This is a genomic window from Gordonia sp. B8661-1 (assembly GCF_059427765.1).
The window spans coordinates 431,284-454,896 of the sequence record NZ_JCAHRL010000002.1 but is presented as its reverse complement, the minus strand read 5'-3'; the positions used below and the strand labels follow the sequence as shown (position 1 = coordinate 454,896).

The following is a 23,613-nucleotide window of genomic DNA, read 5'->3' as shown; positions in this document are numbered from 1 at the left end:
GGCCCGTCGGCCGATCCGTCGTGACTGCGTGGCGACGCGTCAGACGCCGATGAGTTCCTGGTTGGCCGAGCGCTCGTTCGCCTCGATCTCCCGGACAAGCGGCAGCACACGCTCACCGAAGTACTCGATCTCCTCCTGGAAGTGCAGGAAACCGCCCAGGATCAGGTCGACGCCGCGCTTGCGGTAGGCCGCGATCCGCTCGGCGATCTGCTCCGGCGTACCGATCAGGCCGGTCCGGAAACCGTCGTTGTACTGGACCAGGTCGTCGAAGGTCGAATCGGCCCACATGCCCTTCTTGTCGCCGGTCGAGTTGCCCGCCTGCTGCACGGCGTCGCGGAAACCCTCGACCGCCGGGCGATTGGCCTTCTCGACGATCTCCCGCAGGGTGTCCTTGGCCTCTTTCTCCGTGTCGCGGGCGATGATGAACCCGTTGAGGCCGAACTTCACCTCACGATCCACCTCACGCGCCGAGGCGCGCACGTCGACGATCTGCTCGGTGACGCCGTCGAAGTCCTTGCCGTTGGAGAAGTACCAGTCGGCGTAGCGGCCGCCGTTGCGTCGCGCGGCCACCGAGTTGCCGCCCTGGAACAGCTCCGGATTCGGGCGCTCGGGGGTGTTGAGGGGCTTCGGCTTCAGCGTGAAGTCGTGGATGCGATAGAAGTCGCCCCGGAAATCGACGTCGTCCTCGGTCCAGATCTTCCGCAACACCTGCAGGAACTCGGCGCTGCGCCGGTACCGCTCGTCGTGTTCGAGCCACGGCTCGCCCAGGTGGGTGAACTCGTCCTTGAACCAGCCGCTCACCACGTTCACCGCGAACCGGCCGTTGGAGAGGTGATCGGCGGTGGCGCCCAGCTTGGCGAGGACGGCAGGCTGCCACAGGCCCGGGTGGACCGCCGCGATGACCTTCAGACGCTGCGTCGCGAGGAGCAGCGCGAGGCTGAAACTCGTTGACTCATGCTGGAATTCGGCTCCGTAGCTGGCCTCGTAGCGCACCTGCGAGAGCGCGTACTCGAATCCGTTGTTCTCGGCGGTCTGCGCGAGCTTCACGTTGTAGTCGTAATCCCAACTCGTCCGCTGCTCGATGGTGCTGGTCACCAGCCCGCCGCTCACATTGGGAACCCAGTAGGCGAACTTGATCTCGTCGGATACTGCTTCGGTGGTCATCAGGCCCCGTCCTCGCGGCATCCCGCCGGTCGTCGCGCGACGACCGATGCGATGTCCGTTCTGTCTTGTCGATGTAGTGCTGCGAAGGTCAATGACGTTGTGCGTCAATGATCATGGAGATCGGCCCGCGATCACGGCATGCGCAGGCGAAACTCCGCCATCCATGTCAGCACCCGGGACGGAATCCGGGCAACGATAGGTTCATCGTGATCGTAAGGAGTGCGCGCGGGGCCATGGCCTAGGCTCGTGGGGATGACCGACTCACACGAGATGGCCCCGACCAGCGAATTGATGCTGACCGGCGAACGAACCGTCCCCGGAATCCCGGAGGAGAACTACTGGTTCCGCCGCCACGAGGTGGCCTACGACCACATCCTGCGCTCCTGCGCCGGTCTCGACGTGCTCGAAGCCGGTTCGGGCGAGGGATACGGCGCGGCCATGCTGGCCACCGTCGCGGCCACGGTGACCTGTGTCGACTACGACGAGAGCGCCGTCGAACACACGCGCCGCCGCTATCCCGGCCTGATCGTGCACCGGGGCAACCTCATCGAACTGCCCCTCGCCGACGACTCGGTCGACGTCGTGGTGAACTTCCAGGTCATCGAACATCTGTGGGATCAGCCGCAATTCGTGAGTGAATGCCTGCGCGTGCTGCGGCCGGGCGGCGTGCTGTACATGTCCACCCCGAATCGCATCACCTTCTCCCCGGGCCGGGACACCCCGCTCAACCCGTTCCACACGCGCGAGCTGAATGCCGATGAGCTGACCGAGTTGCTGACCGACGGGGGCTTCGTCGTCGAATCGATGCTCGGTGTCCATCACGGCGAACGTCTGCGCGCCCTCGACGAGGCGTGGGGCGGCTCCATCATCGATGCCCAGATCGATCGCGCCCTGGCCGGTGAGGCGTGGCCCGCCGAGTTGGCGGCCGATGTGGCCGGCATCGGTACCGGCGACTTCGACATCCTCGACGCCGCGGAGGGCGCGGGCATCGACGCCAGCCTCGACCTGTTCGCCGTCGCGCGACATCCCTGAGACCGGCGGCACCACTCGTGAGCACCTCCACGTCGGCGACATCGGTCCCGGGCCAGTTCACCCTGGTCCTGCACTCTCATCTGCCGTGGCTGGCCAACCACGGCCGCTGGCCGGTGGGCGAGGAATGGCTCTATCAATCCTGGGCGGCGTCCTACCAGCCGGTCTTCGCGATGCTGCGGCGACTGGCCGCCGACGGGCTGACCGACCAGCTGTCGCTGGGCATCACACCGGTCCTGGCCGCACAACTCGACGATCCGCATTGCGGCGCATCGATGTACGAATGGCTGGCCGACTGGCAATTGCGCGCCGTCGAGGCGGCGATCGACCGCGACCCCGACCGGCGCACACTCGGCACGCGTGAATATCGCGCATCGGCGAACGCGCTGGCGGACTTCGAAACCCATTGGCGGCACGGGGCGTCCCCGCAGATTCGTTCCCTTGCCGAGTCCGGCGTCGCCGAGTTCCTCGGCGGACCACTCGCCCATCCCTTTGCGCCACTGATGAATTCGCGACTGCGCCGTTTCTCGCTGTCGGAGGGACTGGCGGATGCATTCGCGCGCTGGGGCTTTGCCCCCTCCGGCATCTGGGCGCCGGAATGCGCCTTCGACCCGGGCATGGAAACCGAGTACGCGGCGGCCGGGGTCGGTCACTTCATGGTCGACGGTCCCACGCTGCGCGGCGACACCGCGCTCGGCCGCACCGTCGGCGACACCGACGTGGTGGCCTTCGGCCGTGACCTCGAGGTCAGCTATCGGGTGTGGTCACCGAAGTCCGGCTACCCCGGACATGCCGCCTACCGGGACTTCCACACCTACGACCACGCCAGCGGGCTGAAACCGGCACGGGTGACCGGACGGACTGTGTCGTCGGAGGACAAGAAGCCCTATGACCCGGCCCTCGCCGATCCGGTGATCGACCGGCATGTCGACGATTTCGTCGACACCGTGCGCCGGCGTCTCGTCTCGGAGTCCACCCGCCAGGGCAGGCCTGCGCTCGTCGTCGCCGCCTTCGACACCGAACTGTTCGGTCACTGGTGGCACGAGGGGCCGATCTGGCTCGAGCGAGTACTCCGGCGACTGCCCGAGGCGGGCGTCACGGTCGGCACCCTGGCCACGGCCCGAAGCAATGGTTTCGTCGGCGCACCGATGGACCTGCCGGCATCCTCGTGGGGTTCGGGCAAGGACTGGCGGGTGTGGAACGGCCCTGCGGTCCAGCACCTTGTGCAGCTCAACCGCGAGGTCACCGAGACCGCTCTGGACACCGTCGACAAACTTCTCGAAAGCGGCCGTGGCCGCCATCGCGTGGCCGATCAGATCCTGCGCGAGACGCTCCTCACGCTCTCCTCGGACTGGCCGTTCATGGTGTCGAAGGACACGGCGGCGCAGTACGCTGTGGACCGCGCGCACAAACATGCGCACGCGACGCGCGAGATCTGCGACGCCGCCATGCGCGGCCGAACCGAGCAGGCGTCGACGCTGGCAGCCAACTGGCGTCGTGCCGACAATCTGTTCGCGGGTCTGGACGCCCGCAGGCTGCGCCACGAGCCGCACGCCACCGAACACGTCATCCGGCCGGAGAGCCGGGAGAGCACGAGCCCGAACGCTACGGGGGTAGACCGGTGAGGATTCTGATCGTCTCGTGGGAGTACCCGCCGGTCGTGGTCGGCGGGCTGGGACGGCACGTCCACCACCTGGCCACCGAGCTCGCCGTGCTCGGTCACGACATCGTCGTCCTCACCCGTCGCCCGACCGGCACCGACGCACTGACCCACCCGACCACCGACACGCGGGTCGACGGGGTGCGGATCGTCGCCGTCGCCGAGGACCCGCCGGAATTCGACTTCGGCCGCGACATGATGGCGTGGACCCTGGCGATGGGCCATTCCTTCGTTCGGGCCGGTCTGAAAATCCTTGCCGGAGATCGCAGTTCGTCGGCGACCGCTCCGTGGGAACCCGATGTGGTGCACGCGCACGACTGGCTGGTGGCCCATCCCGCCATCGCATTGGCCGAATTCTTCGACGTACCACTGGTATCCACGATCCACGCCACCGAGGCGGGCAGGCACAGCGGCTGGGTGAGCGGCCCGACGAACCGTCAGGTGCATTCGGTGGAATGGTGGCTGGCCACCGAATCCGATTCGCTCATCGCATGTTCGGCGTCGATGCGCGACGAGGTGACCCGCCTCTTCGGTCCCGAGATCCCGGACGTCTCGGTGATCCACAACGGCATCGACATCGACACCTGGCCGTTCGCTCCGCGTTCCGCACCGGCCGGTCCCGCCGAACTGCTCTACGCCGGGCGCCTCGAATACGAGAAGGGCGTCCAGGATCTGCTGGCCGCGCTCCCCCGCATCCGGCGCACCCATCCGGGCACCACCCTGACCATCGCGGGTACCGGCACCCAGCAGGAGTGGTTGATCGAACAGGCCCGGGCACATCGGGTGAGCAAGGCCGTCCGGTTCGTCGGCCACGTCGACCACGACGGTCTCGTGGAGGCGATGCACCGGTGCACCGCCATCGTGCTGCCCAGTCGCTACGAGCCGTTCGGGATCGTCGCGCTGGAGGCCGCCGCGACCGGCGCACCACTCGTCGTGTCGACCGCGGGCGGACTGGCCGAGATCGTCACCGACCCGCTGACCGGACTGAGCTTCGCGCCTGCTGACGTCGCCGGGCTGGCGGCCGCGGTACGTGCCACCCTCGCCGATCCGGAGGCCGCGGCCGGTCGCGCCCGCGCGGCCCGTGCCCGGCTCACCGAGGACTTCTCGTGGCGCGAGGTCGCCGAACGCACGGCCGGTGTCTACCTGGCGGCGAAGCGCCGGGTGCGTCATGCGATCGGCCGACCGGATATCCCGCAACGTCCCCTTCCGGAGCGGGATCCCGGACAATCGATCTGATCCATCCGTTTCCGGCAGCCCGGGGCCGTCCCGGGCTATGAAGGGGTATCCGGCATGCGCAGTCCCATCTTCGATCAGATCAACCACGAGAAGCAGACCAACCAGCGCTGGACGATGCAGTCCAGCAAGATGCTCCGGGTCGCGTTCGGGCCCGAACTGCTCGCCGCCAAGGGCGCCATGGTCGCCTATCAGGGACAGTTCGACTTCGCCCATCAGGGTTCGGGCAGCGTCAGCAACTTCCTGAAGAAGGCGCTCACCAACGAGGGCGGCAACCTGATGAAGGTGCGCGGTCAGGGCGAGGTGTTCTTCGCCCGCCAGAACAGCGACGTCTTCACCATCGAACTCGAGGGTGAATCGCTGACCATCAACACGTCGAGCCTGCTGGCCTTCGACACCTCGCTGCAGTGGAAGATCACCTCGATCGGCAACGCCGGCATGCTCGCGGGCGGTCTGTTCAACCTGACCCTCGCGGGCCAGGGCACCGTCGGCATCACCAGCGACGGTCCGCCCTTGATCCTGGACTGCTCCCAGCAGCCGACCTTCGTCGATCCGCAGGCCGCGGTGTGCTGGTCCGCCAACCTCGCACCGACCATCAAGAACGATTTCAAGATGGGTGCACTCATCGGCCGCGGCTCCGGCGAGAGCTTCCAACTCGCCTTCCACGGGCCGGGTTTCGTCGTTGTGCAGCCGAGCGAGGGTGTCCCGGTCATCACCGGCGCCTGATCGGACATTCCGCCCACGGCGTCGGTCATTCGTATGGTTCTTGGGCGACCACACCGCTCCGGGCATGACTTCCCGGACGCGGTGTGTCACCGTCGGACCATGAAGCAGACTCCGTTGGTCCGACGTTTCGTCCTCGCGCTCGGTGTCGCCGCCGCGCTGACCGTGCCGGTCGCCACCCAGGCCCAGGCGGCAACGCACCCGAAGGAGGGCTCCGACTGCATCGGCGCCGAGACCGGGCGCAAGGCCACCTCCCCGCGCGGCGTGCCGCTGGTGTGCAGTGACTTCACCTGGCAGCGTGACCGCGGTCAGAAGCCCCGGCATCACCTGGACGACAACCGCACCCGCTAGGGCTTGCGCTCGGCCGCGGCGGCCTTCTTCCGCTCGATGTCGGCCAGTGCGCGTTCGAGTTCCGCACGCTCGGCAGCGTTGCGCGCCCATGCGTCCTTACGGTTCTTCACCACGCGCGCCGGAGCACCGACGGCGATCGAATAGTCGGGGACCACTCCCCGCACCACCGCGTGGGAGCCGAGAACACAACCGCGGCCGACGATCGTGTTCCGCAGCACCGTGACCTTCGCCGCCACCCAGGTGTCCGGGCCGATCCGCACCGGCCCCTTGACGATTCCCTGATCCTTGATGGGCAGCGTGATGTCGTCCATCTTGTGGTCGAAGTCGCAGATGTAGCACCAGTCCGCGACGAGTGTCGATCCACCGATCTCCAGATCGAGGTAGGCGTTCACGACGTTGTTGCAGCCGAAGACCGTCTTGTCGCCGATCCGCAGGCTGCCCTCGTGACAGCGGATCGAGTTGCCGTCGCCGATGTGCACCCATCGCCCGATCTCCATGCGCGCCATCTGCGGTGTCGCATGGATCTCGACGTTGCGGCCGAGGAAGACCATCCCCCGCAGGATCACGTGCGGGTTGGCCAGCCGGAACCTCGCGAGACGAAGATAGCGGACCAGATACCAGGGCGTGTAGGCACGATTACGCAGCACCCAGCGCAGCGAATCGAGCGTCAGGAACCTGGCCTGAGCCGGGTCTCTCCGACGGCCCGCCCGCCATCGAGAGCGGTACGAGGCATTCCACATCGTGGTCATGGGGACAAACCCTAATCGACGTGAATTCGCGGCAGGATAGGCTCGGTAGCCGGCACGTCAGACCGACGGCGCGTGAGCACGATCGACAGGAGACCGATGGCAGGCACAGCCCCCCGGACCGGCAGGCGCCGATCCGGCATCAACCGGGCCGGTCTGGCAACGATCCTGGCGACGGTCACCGCTGTGCTCCTGGCCGCGTGCTCGGACGGACACGTCGATGTCCGCTCGGTGGCCAGCCCGGGATGGTCGAGCTACGGCGGCAACTCCGCGAACTCGAACTTCGCCTACCCGAGCGTTCCCGACGATCTCGAACTGAGTTGGACGCGGCCCACCGGCGGCCCGGTGACCGCTCCGATCACCATCTCCAATCAGTCCAACGTCGGCGTATCGGCGAAAACGGCATCCGGCTGCAACCTGCTCGTCCTCGCACCGCACAACGGACGCATGAACTTCTGTAAGCGGATGCGCGAGGGCATCGAGGTCAACTCGCTCCTGGTGGATCAGTTCGATCAGCCGTATGTCGGCGAGCAGACCATGTTCCTGGCATTCAACGCGGGCGGTGCGATCCGCTGGCGGATGCCGGTGATCGGGGTTCCGCTGTCGGCGAAGTTCGCCGCTCCCGGCGAGGCCCTGATCGCGACCACACAGGGGCAACTACTCCTGCTGAACACACAGACCAACGAGTTCACCGCCCCGGAGGCACGACTGCGTCCCGACGCCAGCCCGGACAATCCGCTCGCCGGTTTCGGCGAATGCGTGACGAACGGCCCACGATGCGCGATCCCCGCGCCCCCGGCCGTCGACAGCGACCACGAACGGTTCTTCCTCAACTTCTGGCCGCAGGGCGCGATCGCCTCGCAGGTGCGCGCCATGTCGTATGCGAAGGTCGACGGCAAACGTGAACTCCGCGAGATCTGGCACGCCGACGTCCCGGGCGGCGTGATCGGCCCGACGGTCGCCTCCGCCGACGGCGCAACGGTCTACGCGTTCAGCCGACTGGGCCGGATAGTCGCCCTCGACGCGGCGACCGGGAAGACCAAGTGGTCGTATGACAACGGCGGCTACGGCTTTGCGAGCATGACCGTGTCCCCGGACGGGCTCATCATCCCCACCGGCGTATTGGGCGCACCCCTCACGCTGCTGCGCGACAAGGGCGACCGTGCCGAAAAGGTCTGGCAGCGTGACGATCTCGCGACCGTCGGACTGTCCACCCTGACCGCCCACGACACCGCATGGACGGTCGTTCGCGACAAGGGCAAGGACGGCCTGTCGCTCACGGAGGTGTCGACCTCCGACGGCCGGCCGAAACGTTCGCTGCCACTACCGGATTCGGTCGGTTTCGTCACCGGCATCGCCGTCTCCCCGTCCGGGCAGATCGCCACCGCGACGAATATCGGCGAGGTCTACTTCTTCGACAGCAAGTCCGCGATCTCCTGACAGACGGGCACCGCCCCGCTACGTCGGGGTGTCTGATTGCACCGCATCGGGATTGAGGAAGAACAGCCCGGCGATGCGGCCGTCGGGGTCGTAGCCGATCCGGCACACCGTCGATCCCGCCTCCTGCTCGATCGGCACGTCGACCATCGTGTGCAGTCCGTGGAGTCGCACGAAAGGTGTTCCAACGCTTTCGGGTTCGCCACCGATCGCCACCATCGACGCCCACGCGTCCGCAAGACCGACCTCGTCGATCGACCTCGCCATCGTGGGATCGAACCGACCTGTGATGGCCGACCACTCCCCGGCCATCAAACGCTCCACGAGATCCAGGGCCATCATGTCGGCATTCGGCACCACATTCTTCAGCATGGGTTCTCCTGTCCTCGGATCGATGGGCTTTCCGAATCTCTGGAACGCGGCCTGCCGGGTCACCCCCACCACATCCCCGATCTCCTGCCAGGTGCATCCGGCAGCCTTGGCCTGACGTGCTGTGGCACTGAGCAATTCCTCTGCCCGCCCGCCGAGTTGCCAAGCGTCGTGCACGCGAGCGAGCGCCCCCGCTCGCGCCGTCTCCGGCGACGCGGTTCCGACTCCGCGCGCGAACTGTTCGACCTCCCGGGCCAGTCGTTCGATGTCGTCCATGCGTAAACCGTAGGTTTACAACCCGGCCCCTGTCAAGGTTTCCTTTACATCCTCGTTCGGTTCCATCTGTCGTTCGTATGACTGAATTGCGCTGTATCCGAAAGGAGGAACGCTCGGCGTACCCGGTTCGTGTGATTGAGTGCAGACGATGGCCGCGTCGCAGATGGACGTGGCCCCGACCTCGGGAAGTTGGACATGAAGCGGGAACTCAAGGGAATCGTCGTCGCCGCCACCGCAGGTGTGCTGGTGCTGGCCGGATGCGGCAACAGCGACTCCGACGACGCCACCAAGCCACAGTCCGGAAGCACCGGCTCCCAGGACTGCGCGATGAGCACTTCCGTCGCCGACCTCACGATGTTCCCCCTGATCAGCATCCTCGATACCGGCTACGCCATCGACAGCGACCGCACTCAGTCGACCTCCAAGGAGTTGATGCGCACGCTCCTCAAGGACGACGAACTCCGCGCCACGACCATCGGCTTGTACGACGAGCAGGGTCCACTCGATCAGGCCATCAAGGACAAGAAGTCCGACGAGGTCCTGGCCTCGCGGGACCGGATCGTCGCCCTGGCCAAGAAGGTCGTCGAACGGTGCGGCGACAAGGCCGCGAAAACGTCGGAGTCGATCTCGAAGGTCACCTCCGACAAGTTCCCCACGACCATTCAATTCGGGGCCCCCACGGTCGCGCCGCCGGAGCCGACCGAGACCGCATTGCCCCCGGTCTCCGACGCGAAGTTCACGCCCGCCCGTACGACGCTGAAACTCGGACAGACCGCGACGATCCCGACGCGCGATGACGCGTCCGCTGTTGAGGTGACCGTGACCGACATCGAGTCCGCGGACATCGGCGATATCCGCAAGGCCATGTCATCGGAGTCGGCGGACGAGGTGACCTCGGCCTACTACGTGCGATACAAGGTCAAGGTGGTTGCAGGTCAGCCGTCGATGGACACCATCAGCTCGCCGAAGTTGCTGACCGGCGACACCGGGGCGAAGACCGGCACTTTCAACTTCGGCACCGACTCCTGTCCCGAGAAGCACTCGACCGACGAGAAGACCGGGGTCGTCACCGCCTGCACGATCGTGGGCATCAAGGGCGCAGGCGAGGCCAAGGGAGTCATGGTGCGAATTGAGGACTCCAAGAATCCCTTGTATACCAAGGGACTTTCCTTCGTGGAATGGAAGAAGTAGACCGTCTGCGATCGATTCGGATACGGCGGCTACCGCTGCGCGAAGGTGTGACGGTAGGCCGTCGGCGAGACCCCGAGCCCCCGGCGAAGATGGTGACGAAGATTGTCGGCCGAGCCCAGGCCGGAGCGCTCGGCGACGAGGTCCACGGAGAGCTCACCGGCCTCGAGGAGTTCCCGCGCCTGCTCGAGTCGGCGGTCACGGACCCAAATACCCGGTGACACACCGGTTTCCGCACGGAACCGGCGCGCGAAGGTTCGCTCACTCATGCGCGCCCGCGCGGCGAGCTGCGGCACGGTGAGCGGCTCGGCCAGATTGGCCAGAGCCCACGCACGGGCTCCGGCGGTACTCCGGTCGTCGTCGGTCGGCACATGCCGCTCGATGAACTGCGCCTGACCGCCCTCGCGCCACGGGGGCACCACACAGTGTCGCGCGACCTGATTCGCCACCGCCACACCATGGTCGCGACGAACGATGTGCAGACAGAGGTCGATGCCCGCGGCGAGGCCCGCGGACGTGAGCACGTCCCCGTCGTCGACGAACAACACGGTCTCGTCGAGATCGACCGCGGGGAACAACTGCCGGAAGTCGTCGGCGTACCGCCAGTGGGTCGTCGCCGGACGGCCGTCGAGGTATCCGGCCGCGCCGAGCACGAAGGCACCGGTACAGATCGAGACCATGCGTGTTCCGGGACGAATACCGGCCAGCGCGGCCGACAGTTCCGGCGACAGCCTGCCCTCGTGGCGCGCCTCGGCGACCTTGGTGCCAGGAATGATCACGGTGTCGGCGGTCGTCAGCGCCTCCGGTCCTGCCGCGGGCACCATCTGGTAATCGGTGGTCGACGACACCGGTCCACCCAACCCACAGGTGATGACGTCGTACAGGGTTGCACCGGCATCATCGACCGCCTGCCCGAAGATCAGCGGCGGGATGGTGGCGTCGAATCCCACGAGCGGTTCGAGCAGCAACACCGCGACCCGGTGCCGCGTGGTGGCTGGGATTCCAACACTGGCTGAATCTTCCGACATATTGGCAATCATGCCACTTTCCGCGGCGTACCGACATACCCGATGCTGTACTCCATGACCTCATCCCCTGTGCGCGTCACCGGGCCGACGCGAAGCACCGTGCCGTGGCACTGGATCGTCGCGGCCGTGAGCTTCGTCGCGATCATCGGCGCGGCCGGTTTCCGAGCCGTGCCCAGCGTGTTCATGGATCCCCTGCATATGGAATTCGGGTGGTCGCACGCGACGATCGGCGCGGCGATGTCGATCAACATGGTGCTGTTCGGTGTCACCGCGCCGTTCGCGGCGGCTCTGATGGACCGGTTCGGGATCCGCCCGATCCTGGCGGGCGCGCTCCTGCTCATCGCGGCAGGAACCGGCCTGGGTGTGTTCATGACGGCGAGCTGGCAACTGCTGCTGCTCTGGGGCGTTCTCGTCGGACTGGGTACGGGATCGATCTCGATGGGCTTCGTCGCGACCGTGTCGACCCGCTGGTTCGTCCGGCAGCGCGGGCTCGTCACCGGCCTACTCACCGCCGCCGGCGCCACCGGCCAGCTCATCTTCCTGCCGGTGGTCGCACATCTGTCCGACGCCTTCGGATGGCGCTGGGCCTCGACGGTCGTCGCCGCGTCCGCGCTCGCGGTCCTGCCACTCGTGCTCGTGCTGATGCGCGACCACCCGCGTGATGTCGGTACCACCGCGTACGGCGCGAGCCCCGACGCCCCCGAGGAACATCTGCCCAACGGCAGCTTCGGCGCCGCCGCCCAGGGACTCGTACGTGGGCTCCGAGTACCGGCATTCTGGTTGCTCGCAGGCAGTTTCGCGATCTGCGGGATGACGACGAACGGCCTCATCGGCACGCACTTCATCCCCGCGGCCCATGATCACGGCATGCCGACGACCCTCGCCGCGTCGCTGCTCGCGACGATCGGGATCTTCGACGTCGCGGGCACGATCTTCTCCGGCTGGCTGACCGACCGCATCGATCCCCGCATACTCCTCGTCGTCTACTACGTCGGACGCGGAGCATCGCTGGTGTTGCTGCCGATGTTGCTGTCGCCCCACGCCGAACCGTCGACATGGGTGTTCATCATCTTCTACGGGCTCGACTGGGTGGCGACCGTGCCACCGACGATCGCCATCTGCCGGCAGTACTTCGGCGCCGACACCCCGGTGGTATTCGGCTGGGTCTTCGCCTCACATCAGCTGGGCGCCGCGGTGGCCGCTTTCGGAGCCGGTTACGTCCGGGACACCCAGGGCAGCTACGACATCGCCTTCTATGTGGCGGCAGGGCTGTGCATCCTCGCCGCACTCCTCTGCGCCGCCATCCGGAGACCCATGGCTCCGTCAGTGGCGCAGACCGGCCTCACAGAGAATGCCGACGCCCTTGCGGCCGATGCGGGTGAGGATGAGCGCCAGCGACTGTGAACCCTTGAGCTTCAATCGTTTCCGAAGGCGATCCGGGTCGACGTCGAGGCCGCGGACCAGGATCTCGAGCGTGCCGCAGTCCCGGGCCGCCAATGCCTTGCGAAGTTCCCGCTCCGAGGTACCGACGATCTCGAGGACCCGGAAGCCGCGCTCCCCGGCCGGCACGGCGTCGCCGGTCAGGTAGGCGATCTGCGGATCGAGCTGCCACAGTCCGTGCCGGTGCGCGTACTGGCGCACCAGTCCCGCGCGCACGACCGCGCCGTCGGGATCGACGATCCACGAACCGATCCCGGCGACCGGCACGTCGTCGGACTCCGCATCGGTGATCTCCTCGGTGCGGATCGAGCCGTCCGCGACGGTCCGCAGCACGGTGGCGCGGCGCGCCGGTCCGTCCTCACGTTCGGTCCACAGGCATGCTTCGCGCACACCGCCGTCGAGCGACGTGATCTGCACCTGACCGGAGAATCCATACCGATCCCGGAGTACCCGGTAGTCAAGTCCCGGAGCACATTTCACCACCAGCGGACGCCCCGCGTACGTGGTCAGCAGGTCCAGCAGCGGCGGTGTCAGCTGGTCGAGGCGGAACACCCGGCCGGAGCCGTCCCGTCGTGCCGGGTCGGCCAGCATCACGTCTGCGCTCGACGTGGGGGTCAGCGCATCCGCACGGAGGAGCGTCACAGATCGCCCGGAGACGTCGGCATTATGGGCGGCCATCGCGAGCCGGATCTCGTCGAGGTCACTGCCGATGACGCCGTCCAAGTCGGGGCGGGCCGCCAGCTCGACGAGCTCGGCACCGATCGAACACGTGATGTCATGGACCACCGCATCCGGGTACCGTGCCGCGACCTCGGCGGCACGATGTGCCGCAACCACACTCGCGGTGGCCTGCTGCAGCGCGTCATCGGTGAGCAAGAGGTCGTCGGCGTGGCGCAGCTTGGCGCGCGCCTTGCGGCGTGACCGTACGGTGTCGGCCAACGCGGCGTCGAACGGCCGATACCGGGCCTTCAACTCGGAGACGTCGGCAACCATCGACGCGGGCGTCAGCGGCAACGTCGACGCGGTCTCCAGCGCCTTCTCACCATGGCGGGACCGCAGAAAGTCCACGTCCTCACGCGTGAATGCGTACCCCACGACGGCTACCCCGTCACGATCCGGATCGTGATCCCCCGAAGGCCCGCGTCAGTCGACCGCGGGCTTGGTTCCGGTGACGATCGCGTTGTAGAAGAACTTGGGCGGCACCACTTTCCGGAGCACCTTCTCGTCCAGCCAGGTGAGTCGCTTCCAGCCGTTGAACGCGAACATCGCCCAGCCCCAGCCGAGCTTCTCCGGCGGCACCGCGGCCTCGAAGGTACGGACCGGCCAGCCGAGCATGGCGGCCGCGAATTCCTCGGTCGCCGTATCCACCTGCACCGCACCGGCATTGCGCGCCATACGCTCCAACTCGGCCGGATCGAAGGTGTGGATGTCGACAACGGCCTCCAGCGCGGCGGCACGCGAGGACTCGTCGAGTTCCTCCTGCGGACGGCGCCATGCCCGGAGCGGCCCGAGTTTGGTGATGGTGGTGGTCGCGGCCCATGTCGCGCGGCTCATCCAGCGCGCGTAGAAGTCACCGATCGTGGTCGGCTCACCGGCGAACACGAAACGACCGCCCGGCTTGAGGACCCGCAAGACCTCGCGCAGCGCCTGTTCGACGTCCGGGATGTGGTGCAGCACAGCGTGTCCGACGACCAGATCGAAGGTGTTGTCCTCGTACGGGATCTTCTCCGCATCGGCGACGCGGCCATCGACGTCGAGTCCGAGGTTCTCCGCATTGCGCAGCGCGACCTTCACCATGCCCGGCGAGAGGTCGGTGACCGACCCCTTCTCGGCCACACCCGACTGCATCAGATTGAGAAGGAAGAAGCCGGTACCACACCCCAATTCCATCGCGCGACCGTACGGCAGGTCCGAGGCGTCGGCGCCGCTGGCGTCGAAACGTCCACGCGCATAATCGATGCAGCGTTCGTCGTAGGAGATGGACCACTTCTCGTCGTAGGTCTCCGCCTCCCAGTCGTGATACAGCACCTGGGCCAGCTTGCTGTCCTTGAGCGCCGCCTGCACCTGTTCCTCGGTGGCGTGCGGGTTCGGTGTGGGATCGGCGTCCCGGCTCACGTTGGTGGTCATCTCTGCGGTACTCCTTGCGATGATGGGTCGTCGGCTGCCCGGGTCGTCACTTGCCGGTGAACTCGGCCTTGCCGGGGCCGTTCTCCACGAAGGACTTCATGCCGATGGCCCGGTCCTCGGTGGCGAACAGCGCGGCGAACAGTTGCTCCTCGATATTCAGGCCGGTCGCGAGATCCACGCCCAGCCCCTGATCGATGGCCTTCTTGGCGGCCGCGAGCGCGATCGATGCGGCATTGCGGAACTGACCCGCCCACGCCAGCGCGGCGTTGTAGACCTCGTCGGGTGCGACGACCTCGTCGACGAGTCCGATCTCCAGCGCCTCGGCGGCGTCCACGAAACGTCCGGTGAAGACCATGTCCTTGGCCTTCGCCGGACCCACGAGGCGGGCCAGACGCTGAGTGCCACCGCCACCGGGGATGACGCCGAGCAGCACCTCGGGCACACCCAGCTTCGCGTTGTCACCGGCGATACGACGATCCGCACTCAGTGCGACTTCGAGACCGCCTCCGAGCGCGTAGCCGGTAATCGCCGCGACGGTCGGCTTGGGAATCTCGGAGATCGCGCCGAGATCATCCTGCAGGCGACCCGCGATCTTGCTCATCTCGGCGTAGGTCATGTCGTTCATCTCTTTGATGTCGGCACCCGCGGCCAGCACCTTGGGTCCGCCGTAGATGACGACCGCCTTGATGTCGTCGCGCAGGGTCGCCTCCTCGGCGGCCGCCGCCAACTCGGTCTGCACCTGACGGTTCAACGCGTTCATGGGCGGCCGGTTGAGCAGGATGGTGCCCACGCCCGGATGATCTGCGGATGTCTCCAGTGTGACGAACTCAGCCATGCACGAAGGCTACCGTCCGCGAACCGCCGGGTTTTCGCTGGCCTCCGCCCCGGACAGAAGTTCGGGCGCCGCGCACCCGGGAAGGTTCGCGACGCCCGAACGGGATCGACCGAGGTTCAGACCGGCGGCAGGCCGATGCCTCCCATCGACGAACCCCCGTTGAACATCGAAATGATGATGTTCAGAAGGCCACCACTGATCATGTCGCCACCGAAGGAACTTCCCACGCGCTTCTCCTCACAACATCCGCACCTCTGCGGTTGCCTCGACGTTCGACGCGAGTTGCTCTCACCCGACCCGCCGCGACGCTTCAAGCCTGACACAATTTATGTGACGTGGGACACATTTTGCGTGATTCTGCACAGGACTCTTAGTGACTCGACGCCATCCCACCGAACACCGACGACCCCTAGAGTTGACGCATGGCCTCCTCCGATGCGGGCGCGCCGGTCCAACTGCAGGTCGACGACCGGACCGTGCGTCTGTCGAGCCCCTACCGCGTCTACTTCTCCGAGCGCGGTGAGACGAAGCTGGATCTGGCCGAGTACTACATGTCCGTCGGTGACGGCATCGTCCGGGCGCTACGCGATCGTCCCTGCATGCTGCACCGGTTCCCCAAGGGCGTCGACGGCAAGAAGGTCCACCAGAAGCGTCTCCCCGCGGGTGCCCCCGACTGGGTGAAGACGACCGAGATCTGGTTCCCGCGCTTCGGACGCACCGCCGACGAACTGTGCGTCACCGAACTCGCCTCGGTGATCTGGGCCGTCCAGATGTCCACCGTCGAGTTCCACCCCTGGAACTCCCGGTGCACCGATCCGGAGTCACCCGACGAGTTGCGGATCGACCTCGACCCCATGCCCGACTGCCCCTTCTCGCGCATTCAGCGGGTGGCCCATGTGGTCCACGAGGTACTCGACGAACTCGGCATGCGCGGCTTCCCCAAGACGTCCGGCGGGCGCGGCATGCACATCTACGTACGGATCGTCCCGGATTGGGATTTCACCCAGGTCCGGCAGGCTGCGCTCGCTTTCGCCACAGAGGTGGAACGCCGTGCGCCACAGGATGTCACGACCGCCTGGTGGCGCAAGGACCGCGACCCGGCGGCCGTGTTCGTCGACTTCAATCAGAACGCGCGCGACCACACCATGGCCGCCGCCTATTCGGTGCGCGGCAATCCGCGGGGCACGGTATCGGCACCGGTTCTCTGGTCCGAGATCGACGACGTCACGCCGGACGACTTCACCATCGCCACGATGCCCGCCCGCTTCGCCGAACTCGGCGATCTCAACGCCGAGATCGATGATGTCGCCTACCGGCTGGACACGCTGCTCGAGTGGGCCGAACGAGATGCGCTCACCGTCGACACCGACGCTGCGGAGAACGCCGATGCAGAGACCGAGATCGTCGACCTCGACTCCTGATGTGCCCGGTCAGCCCGTGACGTCAGGCAGTCGTTTGGTGTCGAAGCCGGCGAAGTAGCGGTCGGCGCCGTCGAAACCCAGTCCCGTGATGCCTGCGCCCGCACTGACCGTCGGCTGGATCGGGGTGATCGTGTGCTCGGCCGCCAGCAGTGCCTCGACCGTCGGGTACTTCACGATCTCGGTCAGCTGGGACCAGGTGGGCGGCAGCAGGAAGTGTGTGCCGGACGCCCAATTGTCCAGGGCCTCCTGCGCGCTGGACCACTGCGCGACCTCGGCCTCGCTGGTCTGGTCATCGGCCTCCTGCCCGTCGGGCACGGCCGCGAGGAAGAACCGGGTGTCGTAGCGCCGCTTCTCGTTGACCGGGGTGATCCAGTGCGCCAGGGGCCGCAGCAGATCGGCGCGCAATGTCAGGTCTTCGGCGTTCAGGAAGCCGGCCAGTGACAACGATTTGTCGACGAGCTGATCGCGTTGCGCGGCGTAATCGGCGGGGTCGGCCGCGGTGCCGTCGGTCCGGGTAGCCAGCAGTACGCCGCATTCCTCGAAGGTCTCCCGGACGGCGGCGCAGACCAGCGCCTGCGCGGTGTGGACGTCGGTGGTGAAGCGGTCGGCCCACCAGGCGGCGTCGGGGCCCGTCCAGGCCGGGTCGGCCTCGGCGTCGCGCGGGTCGACACCGCCACCGGGGAACACCGTCATACCGCCGGCGAAGGCCATCTGCTTGACGCGACGCTGCAGGAACACCTCGATGCCGTCCGCCGAATCCCGCACCAGTACCACCGTGGCCGCATCCTTGAGGGGCGCGGCCCCCGTGGTCTCCGTCGTCTCGGACGCCATCATTTCCTCCTCACGAGCACCGGAAACGGCTTGTCACACACGATCCCCACGACGTGAGCAGGCCGGTGAACCGACCATATCCGGCGGCTCGGGGTGGGTGATATCCGCGTCTCACTCGGCGGCGCGGCGATGCGAGCCGGGCCGACGGGTGCGGCGGGCGAAGTAGCGGTCGTCGATGCGGTCCAACGAGATCTGCTGGCGGAACGCCTTCGACAGGTTCGCCGAGGTGAGCACCTCCGTGAGCAAGCCCTGCGCCACCACCTCCCCCTCCGACAGGAGCAACGCATGCGTGAACCCGTCCGGGATTTCCTCGACGTGATGGGTGATCAGAACCATCGCGGGTGCTTCGGGGTCCGAGGCGAGACGCGACAGCCGGTCGACGAGTTCCTCCCGGCCACCGAGGTCGAGCCCGGCCGCCGGCTCGTCGAGGAGCAGCAGTTCCGGGTCGGTCATCAGCGCCCGCGAGATGAGCACCCGTTTGCGCTCGCCCTCGGACAACGTGCCGAAGGCCCGGTCGGCGAGGTGTTCGGCGCCCATCGACTCCAGCGATTCGACCGCCTGCACACGGTCGACGTCGTCGTAGGCCTCCCGCCACCGGCCGATCACCGAATAGCCGGCCGAGATCACCACGTCACTGACGGCCTCGCCGCCGGGCACCCGATCGGCGATCGCGGCGCTCGTGACACCGATCCGCGTCGACAACTCCCGTACCTCGACCTTGCCGAGTTCTTCGTTCAGCACGAAGGCGGTGCCGGTGGTCGGGAACATCTGCGCGGACGCCAATTGCATGAGCGTGGTCTTGCCGGCGCCGTTCGGTCCGATGACCACCCAGCGCTCGTCCAGTTCGACCTGCCAGGTCACCGGGCCGACCAGGGTGTTGCCGCCACGCACCACCGTCACGTCGCGGAAGTCGATGAGCAGATCCGGATCACTCTCGTTGGTCACCCCCCTATCGTGCACTACCCGGTGGCCACCTCGCGGCTCCGCATCGACACGTATTCGGGCGCAGTCGATTACGTCCGGGAATAGGGATCGCCCCCGGCGCCTTGGAATCAGACATGAGCGTTCCCCTGTCCATATTGGATCTCGCACAGGTCGGCCCCGGGCAGGCCGTCTCCGAAAGTCTGAAGACGAGTGTCGACATTGCCCGCGCCGCGGAGGACGGCGGCTACCGCCGCGTCTGGTACGCCGAGCATCACAACATGCCGAACATCGCCTCGTCCGCGCCTGCCGTGCTGATCTCACATGTGGCCGCACGGACCGAATCGATTCGGCTCGGCGCGGGCGGCATCATGTTGCCCAATCACTCGCCGCTGACGATCGCCGAACAGTTCGGCACACTCGCGGAGTTGTATCCGGGGCGCATCGATCTCGGCCTCGGCCGCGCACCGGGCGGCGATCAGGCCACCTTCGCGGCCCTTCGCCGCACCCCCGCGGCCGCCGACCGGTTTCCCTCCGACGTCGTCGAACTGCAGGGCTACCTCCGCGACGTCTCCCGTGTCGAAGGTGTGCAGGCCACGCCGGGCAAGGGGACGAATGTTCCGCTCTACATCCTCGGATCGTCGTTGTTCGGCGCGCAACTGGCGGCCGCACTCGGTCTGCCCTACGCCTTCGCGTCGCATTTCGCGCCCCAGGCTCTGGAACAGGCGGTTGCGGTGTACCGCAAGGACTTCCGGCCGTCCGACGAACTGAGCGAACCGTATGTGATCGCCGGCGTCTCGGCGATCGTCGACGACGACCCGGAGATCGCGGAGCAGCAGGCGCAGATCGCGCGGCGGCAGCGCGTGAATCTGTTGTTCGGACGGGATCGGCACTTCACCGACGAGGAGGCCGACATGATCCTGGAGATGCCCCAGGGCCAGCAGGTCCACCAGATGATGAAGTACGCCGGGATCGGCACACCCGACGAGGTCCGCGGTTTCCTGGACCGGTTCGCCGAACATGCCGATGCCGACGAGATCATGATCGCGTCGACCGCTCCCGACCGCGAGATCCGGCTGAACACCGTGCGCAAGCTCGCGCCGAATCTCCAGCCTGCCTCCGCCGGTTGACGCCCCGGAGGCGTGCACCGGGCCGCCACCCGGTGCACGCCCGATCACCGGACGCGCCTCATCGCCAGCATCCGCGCAGCGTCTGGAAGTCTCCCGCGAAGGCCGGACCGGTGCCCGTGCAGGTCGGCCCCTTCTTGCCGTCGATGACCACTGTCGCGCCGGGTCCGGCGATCCCGATCGCGAGTCCCGGCCGGACGCCGGTGGCCGTCACCGACGCGTTGGGTCCCAGGGCGATGGCGGCGGGCCCGGAGAGGGCGCCTGCCTTCGATGTCGCCTGTCCGCCGTTGTCGGCGATCGCCAGGCTGAGCCCGGACGGCGCCGCCTCCGCCGAACAATCCGCGGCCTGCGCCATCTGGCCCGGCAACGCACCGCAGACGCTCGGAGCGGCCTGGGCTGTGCCCGCACCGTCGAGGCCGATCAGTCCGACAGCGGCGGCACCGGCGACCAGCAGACCTGCGGCGAATCGTGAGCTGTTCTTCATCGTGACTCCTGTGTTGTCGTGTTCAGTGGTTGTCGTGCTCAGCGGTGGACACCGTGGACCTGTCGGTGAGCACGGGGGATTCGGAGCCGCCGGGGCCGCGGATGGGTGTGTATCCGGAGGTCGTCGATGCGCGCACGGTGCGCGCTCATCCGGGCTCGGAAACACGGCGATGGAGTAGAGTTCGGTCATGCGACCTCACCCGCGGAGACAACTCCCCCGAATAGTGAAGCCGCGCAACGTGTTCCCACCTGCACACACTCGATGCCGGGGCGCCGGTGACGTGGTGCGGTTGTGACGACGTCGACCGGCCCCGCGCTTCCGCGCCTTCTCGAACGCATCGCCGTCGGCGACTCGACGGCATTCGGCGAGTTCTATGACGAGACGAGTTCTCGTGTGTACGGCATGGTGCTGCGCGTGCTCCGGGATCCCGGGTACAGCGAAGAAGTCACCCAGGAGGTGTACCTGGAGGTCTGGCGCTCAGCCGGATCGTTCGACCCGTCGGCCGGCTCGCCGATCGCCTGGCTGCTGACCGTCGCCCATCGCCGCGCTGTCGACCGCGTCCGTCGCGAGAACGCCTCGAAGAACCGGGACGCGCGATTCGCCGTCGAGGATGTCGACCGCGAATTCGATCATGTCAGCGAGACCGTCACGACCGGCGAGACCGTCACCCAGGTCCGGGATTGCCTCGGCTCACTGACCGACACCCAGCGCCAATCCATCGATCTCGCTTACTACCATGGCCTGACGTATCGAGAAGTCGCAGAACGGTTGTCGGTGGGTCTGCCGGCAGTGAAGTCCCGTATCCGCGACGGCCTCCGGAGGCTGGGCAAGTGTTTGGGGATTGCCGATGTCTGACGATGATCTGATCGAATCAGCGGTTCTCGTCGGCCTCGACTCCGTCGACGATGACGAACGCGCCGAGATCGAAGCGCGATTGCGGAACGAATCCCCTGAGGTGCGCGCCGCGTATGCGGCCACCGTGCGGGACACCCGGGAGGCGATGGCACGGGTCAGCGGAGCCTCCGCGGTGTCGCCGCCACCCGCCCTGCGCTCGGCGATCCTGTCGGCGGCAGCCGACGATCGAGCTGCGGCCGGGCATCTGTCGGTCGTTCCGGAATCCGGTGGCGGGACGAGCGGCGTGGCCGATGCGCCGACCGGGCATCGATCATCGGACCGCTACCGGCGAATCGCGTATCTCGCGGCCGCGGCCGTGGTCGCGATCGTGACCGGCGCGATCGGGTGGCTCATCGGCGCCCGGGCCGACGGTCCCGCGCCGGAATCGGACCGGACCGCGGCGCAGGTATTCGCGGCGAAGGACGTGGCGTCCCGGTCGGGCCCGGTCGCCACCGGACGCGCGTCCCTGACGTACTCCGACAGCGCCGACGCGGCCGTCCTGGTCATGAACGACGTGCCGCCGCCCAAGCCGGGCACCGTCTATCAGATGTGGCTGGAGGGGCCGGACAACACGATGAACCCGGCGGGCACCATGACGGACTCGGATGTCGCGCCGTCGACGACCGCCGTCATCACCGGTGTGCGGGGGGCCAAGGCTCTGGTCTTCACCGTGGAACCCGAGGGCGGTTCCCCGCAGCCGACGAGTGTCGTCGCCGAATTGCCCCTGCACTGACTTTTTTCGGCAATTCAGACGAAGTACCCATCCGCGGCACGGTGTGCCCCGAATACCCATCGAGGCCGGCCCCGACGCCGGTCCGTACCGAGAGATGGGATCGATCATGGCACTCACCCGCACCACCCGCGTCGCTGCGGCGACATCGGCGCTCGCCCTGTCCCTGTGCGTCTTCACCGCATGCTCCTCCGACGACTCCGATTCGGAGGCCTCGACCAGTTCCGCCATGGCACCGGCGACGTCGATGGCCGCCGATTCGTCGGCAGCCCCGGCCGCCGCCGGAGGTCTGGTGGGTCCCGGATGTGCCGATTACGCGAAGGCCAATCCGACCGGCCCCGCGTCGGTCGACGCCATCGCCGGGGTTCCGGTCGCCACCGCGGCATCGAACATCCCGGTGCTGAAGACACTCACCCAGGCCGTGTCCGGCAAGCTCAATCCGTCGGTGAACCTCGTCGACACGCTGAATGGCGGACAGTTCACGGTGTTCGCGCCCACCGATGACGCATTCGCCAAGCTGCCCGCCGAGACCGTCGAGAAGCTGAAGACCGACGACGCACTCCTGACGAAGATCCTCACCTATCACGTCGTGCCCGGCCAGGCGGCACCCGACGCGATCGACGGGGAGCACGAGACCGTGCAGAAGGAGAAGGTCCGGGTCACCGGCTCCGGCGACCAGCTGAAGGTCAACGACGCGGGAGTCGTCTGCGGTGGACTGAAGACCGCGAACGCCACCGTCTACCTCATCGATTCGGTACTGATGCCGCCCGCATGATGCTCCGATGAGCGCAGCCCCGCACCGATCCCCCGGCGATCGGTGCGGGGCTCAGTCGTTGCCGAGGGTCGCGATGACCGTCATGGACCCCGGTGCGATCTCGGTGAAGCCGGCGTCACGTACCGCCACCGCTCGCCCCTCGGCGTCGGTATGGATGAGCTTCTCCCACTGGGCTTTTCCCGCCGCGCGAACCGTGAGTGGACACCCCGCTTCGCGCCAGCTCCGCGCGACGTCAGCGGACATCAGACGCACGACGAGCATCGCCGCGTGACCGACCTGTGCGGCCAACTTGCCGACGGTCATCTCCAGTGAGGGGTTGACCCACAACACCACCGGGACGTCGGGTTCGGTTGTGCTCAGCTCACTTTCGAGATCGGTGCCCCCGATCTGCAAGCGGGAGATCCGTTTGTCGACGTCGCCGACCCGACCCGGAACGATCGCCCGCGCCTCCGCGGTGCCCTCACCGACGGACAGCCCCCACACCTCTTGTACCGCAGCCCACTGCGCGCCGCGGGCGCGCCGGGCGATCTTCCGGATCCGCGCATCACACCATGCATCCATCGGCTCGGCCCATGGGCCGGACTCCTCCCCGCGACCGCCCGCACGGTCGTCGAGACACAGAAGCGCGACGGCCCGCGCGGCCGCCGTCAGCAGTTCCGTACGGTCCGGTGGTGCGTTCTTCTCGATCCGCAGCACCATCTGCATCGCCAGCACGTCGGCCGGATCCGCGGGATCCTCGCCGCCACCGACATAGTCGACGAGCCGCCGATAGGCGTCGACGAAGGCATCCGGCGATCCGGAGGGGTTCGCGGGAGTGGTCACCG

At 67.3% G+C, this 23,613-nt stretch carries 24 protein-coding genes; 13 read left to right on the top strand and 11 right to left on the bottom strand.

What is annotated here, in order from left to right; genetic code table 11:
• Window positions 1–39: 39 nt before the first annotated feature.
• Window positions 40–1,164 (bottom strand): dimethylsulfone monooxygenase SfnG, encoded by a 1,125-nt coding sequence (gene sfnG, locus AC4JJG_RS06125; protein WP_495400041.1) that lies wholly within the window; start codon window positions 1,162–1,164, stop codon window positions 40–42.
• Window positions 1,165–1,416: 252 nt separating this feature from the next.
• Between sfnG and AC4JJG_RS06120 the strand changes: the two genes are divergently transcribed.
• The 5 genes from AC4JJG_RS06120 (at window position 1,417) to AC4JJG_RS06100 (ending at window position 6,160) form a co-directional block, all read left to right on the top strand.
• Window positions 1,417–2,196: a class I SAM-dependent methyltransferase gene (locus AC4JJG_RS06120; protein WP_495400040.1), complete on the top strand. Its 780-nt coding sequence runs from the start codon at window positions 1,417–1,419 to the stop codon at window positions 2,194–2,196.
• A gap of 17 nt (window positions 2,197–2,213) precedes the next feature.
• A complete protein-coding gene (locus AC4JJG_RS06115) occupies window positions 2,214–3,818 on the top strand; it encodes a 1,4-alpha-glucan branching protein domain-containing protein (RefSeq protein WP_495400039.1) in 1,605 nt (534 codons plus the stop codon).
• Complete coding sequence (locus AC4JJG_RS06110; protein WP_495400038.1) at window positions 3,815–5,089, top strand: glycosyltransferase family 4 protein; 1,275 nt, start codon at window positions 3,815–3,817, stop codon at window positions 5,087–5,089. Before AC4JJG_RS06115 ends, AC4JJG_RS06110 begins: the two co-directional genes overlap by 4 nt.
• A gap of 54 nt (window positions 5,090–5,143) precedes the next feature.
• Window positions 5,144–5,812 carry an AIM24 family protein gene (locus AC4JJG_RS06105; protein WP_495400037.1) on the top strand — a complete coding sequence of 223 codons (669 nt, stop codon included), beginning with the start codon at window positions 5,144–5,146 and terminating at the stop codon, window positions 5,810–5,812.
• Between the two features lie 99 nt (window positions 5,813–5,911).
• Complete coding sequence (locus AC4JJG_RS06100) at window positions 5,912–6,160, top strand: hypothetical protein (protein WP_495400036.1); 249 nt, start codon at window positions 5,912–5,914, stop codon at window positions 6,158–6,160.
• Here AC4JJG_RS06100 and AC4JJG_RS06095 read toward each other — a convergent pair.
• Window positions 6,157–6,909 carry an acyltransferase gene (locus AC4JJG_RS06095; protein ID WP_495400035.1) on the bottom strand — a complete coding sequence of 251 codons (753 nt, stop codon included), beginning with the start codon at window positions 6,907–6,909 and terminating at the stop codon, window positions 6,157–6,159. The genes AC4JJG_RS06100 and AC4JJG_RS06095 overlap by 4 nt on opposite strands.
• 96 nt (window positions 6,910–7,005) lie before the next feature.
• On the opposite strand from AC4JJG_RS06095, the gene AC4JJG_RS06090 reads away from it, so the two are divergent.
• Window positions 7,006–8,346 (top strand): outer membrane protein assembly factor BamB family protein, encoded by a 1,341-nt coding sequence (locus AC4JJG_RS06090; RefSeq protein ID WP_495400034.1) that lies wholly within the window; start codon window positions 7,006–7,008, stop codon window positions 8,344–8,346.
• Window positions 8,347–8,364: 18 nt separating this feature from the next.
• On the opposite strand, the gene AC4JJG_RS06085 is transcribed toward AC4JJG_RS06090, so the two are convergent.
• Window positions 8,365–8,988 (bottom strand): DUF3887 domain-containing protein, encoded by a 624-nt coding sequence (locus AC4JJG_RS06085; RefSeq protein ID WP_495400033.1) that lies wholly within the window; start codon window positions 8,986–8,988, stop codon window positions 8,365–8,367.
• 195 nt (window positions 8,989–9,183) lie between these two features.
• Here AC4JJG_RS06085 and AC4JJG_RS06080 point away from each other — a divergent pair, with 195 nt between their 5' ends.
• Window positions 9,184–10,179 (top strand): hypothetical protein, encoded by a 996-nt coding sequence (locus AC4JJG_RS06080; protein ID WP_495400032.1) that lies wholly within the window; start codon window positions 9,184–9,186, stop codon window positions 10,177–10,179.
• Between the two features lie 29 nt (window positions 10,180–10,208).
• Here the strand turns inward: AC4JJG_RS06080 and AC4JJG_RS06075 are convergent, their stop codons facing one another.
• Window positions 10,209–11,204: a GlxA family transcriptional regulator gene (locus AC4JJG_RS06075; protein ID WP_495400031.1), complete on the bottom strand. Its 996-nt coding sequence runs from the start codon at window positions 11,202–11,204 to the stop codon at window positions 10,209–10,211.
• Window positions 11,205–11,258: 54 nt separating this feature from the next.
• Between AC4JJG_RS06075 and AC4JJG_RS06070 the strand changes: the two genes are divergently transcribed.
• Window positions 11,259–12,608 carry an MFS transporter gene (locus AC4JJG_RS06070; RefSeq protein ID WP_495400030.1) on the top strand — a complete coding sequence of 450 codons (1,350 nt, stop codon included), beginning with the start codon at window positions 11,259–11,261 and terminating at the stop codon, window positions 12,606–12,608.
• Here AC4JJG_RS06070 and AC4JJG_RS06065 read toward each other — a convergent pair.
• From AC4JJG_RS06065 to AC4JJG_RS06055, 3 genes are read right to left on the bottom strand one after another with little or no spacing between them, the layout of a single operon-like run.
• Complete coding sequence (locus AC4JJG_RS06065) at window positions 12,528–13,739, bottom strand: THUMP-like domain-containing protein (protein ID WP_495400029.1); 1,212 nt, start codon at window positions 13,737–13,739, stop codon at window positions 12,528–12,530. The genes AC4JJG_RS06070 and AC4JJG_RS06065 overlap by 81 nt on opposite strands.
• Before the next feature lie 48 nt (window positions 13,740–13,787).
• Window positions 13,788–14,771 carry a methyltransferase domain-containing protein gene (locus AC4JJG_RS06060; RefSeq protein ID WP_495400028.1) on the bottom strand — a complete coding sequence of 328 codons (984 nt, stop codon included), beginning with the start codon at window positions 14,769–14,771 and terminating at the stop codon, window positions 13,788–13,790.
• Window positions 14,772–14,817: 46 nt separating this feature from the next.
• On the bottom strand, window positions 14,818–15,606 hold the full coding sequence (locus tag AC4JJG_RS06055) for an enoyl-CoA hydratase/isomerase family protein (RefSeq protein ID WP_495400027.1): 789 nt from the start codon (window positions 15,604–15,606) through the stop codon (window positions 14,818–14,820).
• 422 nt (window positions 15,607–16,028) lie between these two features.
• Between AC4JJG_RS06055 and ligD the strand changes: the two genes are divergently transcribed.
• Window positions 16,029–17,027: a non-homologous end-joining DNA ligase gene (gene ligD, locus AC4JJG_RS06050; protein ID WP_495400026.1), complete on the top strand. Its 999-nt coding sequence runs from the start codon at window positions 16,029–16,031 to the stop codon at window positions 17,025–17,027.
• 9 nt (window positions 17,028–17,036) lie between these two features.
• Here ligD and AC4JJG_RS06045 read toward each other — a convergent pair whose 3' ends face one another.
• Together AC4JJG_RS06045 and AC4JJG_RS06040 are read right to left on the bottom strand one after the other, a co-directional pair.
• Window positions 17,037–17,861: an NUDIX hydrolase gene (locus AC4JJG_RS06045; protein WP_495400025.1), complete on the bottom strand. Its 825-nt coding sequence runs from the start codon at window positions 17,859–17,861 to the stop codon at window positions 17,037–17,039.
• Window positions 17,862–17,969: 108 nt separating this feature from the next.
• A complete protein-coding gene (locus tag AC4JJG_RS06040) occupies window positions 17,970–18,803 on the bottom strand; it encodes an ABC transporter ATP-binding protein (protein WP_495400024.1) in 834 nt (277 codons plus the stop codon).
• Between the two features lie 113 nt (window positions 18,804–18,916).
• On the opposite strand from AC4JJG_RS06040, the gene AC4JJG_RS06035 reads away from it, so the two are divergent.
• Complete coding sequence (locus AC4JJG_RS06035; protein WP_495400023.1) at window positions 18,917–19,909, top strand: LLM class flavin-dependent oxidoreductase; 993 nt, start codon at window positions 18,917–18,919, stop codon at window positions 19,907–19,909.
• A 58-nt stretch (window positions 19,910–19,967) separates the two neighbouring features.
• Here the strand turns inward: AC4JJG_RS06035 and AC4JJG_RS06030 are convergent, their stop codons facing one another.
• The gene (locus AC4JJG_RS06030; protein ID WP_495400022.1) at window positions 19,968–20,390 is read right to left on the bottom strand and encodes a hypothetical protein; all 423 of its coding nucleotides are present in this window, start codon (window positions 20,388–20,390) and stop codon (window positions 19,968–19,970) included.
• Window positions 20,391–20,681: 291 nt separating this feature from the next.
• On the opposite strand from AC4JJG_RS06030, the gene sigK reads away from it, so the two are divergent.
• The 3 genes from sigK (at window position 20,682) to AC4JJG_RS06015 (ending at window position 22,789) form a co-directional block, all read left to right on the top strand.
• A complete protein-coding gene (gene sigK, locus AC4JJG_RS06025) occupies window positions 20,682–21,245 on the top strand; it encodes an ECF RNA polymerase sigma factor SigK (protein ID WP_495400021.1) in 564 nt (187 codons plus the stop codon).
• On the top strand, window positions 21,238–22,017 hold the full coding sequence (locus AC4JJG_RS06020; protein WP_495400020.1) for an anti-sigma factor: 780 nt from the start codon (window positions 21,238–21,240) through the stop codon (window positions 22,015–22,017). Before sigK ends, AC4JJG_RS06020 begins: the two co-directional genes overlap by 8 nt.
• A gap of 106 nt (window positions 22,018–22,123) precedes the next feature.
• Entirely contained in the window at window positions 22,124–22,789 is a 666-nt protein-coding gene (locus AC4JJG_RS06015) for a fasciclin domain-containing protein (RefSeq protein WP_495400019.1), read from the top strand.
• Window positions 22,790–22,840: 51 nt separating this feature from the next.
• On the opposite strand, the gene AC4JJG_RS06010 is transcribed toward AC4JJG_RS06015, so the two are convergent.
• A complete protein-coding gene (locus AC4JJG_RS06010; RefSeq protein ID WP_495400018.1) occupies window positions 22,841–23,611 on the bottom strand; it encodes a peptidyl-tRNA hydrolase in 771 nt (256 codons plus the stop codon).
• Between the last annotated feature and the right edge of the window lie 2 nt (window positions 23,612–23,613).